The organism is Pseudomonas avellanae BPIC 631 (genome assembly GCF_000444135.1).
GTDB classification, from domain to species: Bacteria; Pseudomonadota; Gammaproteobacteria; order Pseudomonadales; family Pseudomonadaceae; genus Aquipseudomonas; species Aquipseudomonas avellanae.
The window spans coordinates 1-226 of sequence record NZ_ATDK01000130.1 but is presented as its reverse complement, the minus strand read 5'-3'; the positions used below and the strand labels follow the sequence as shown (position 1 = coordinate 226).

At 57.5% G+C, this 226-nt stretch carries 1 pseudogene; it reads left to right on the top strand.

Annotation, left to right across the window (positions count from 1 at the left end):
* A pseudogene (locus DW49_RS01000000128145) lies at positions 1-226 on the top strand (DDE-type integrase/transposase/recombinase); the annotation flags it as partial.

Here is a 226-nt window from a genome sequence, read left to right as displayed (position 1 = left end):
TCTTTGATGCCCATACCCGTTCGTTTGGAGCGTTGGGTGGCGTGCCACGTCGCGGCATCTACGACAACATGAAAACGGCTGTCGACAAGGTCAACAAAGGGAAAGGCCGCACGGTCAACGCCCGGTTTTCCGTGATGTGCGCGCACTATCTGTTCGATCCGGACTTCTGCAACGTGGCCTCTGGCTGGGAGAAAGGCATCGTCGAAAAGAACGTGCAGGACAGCCG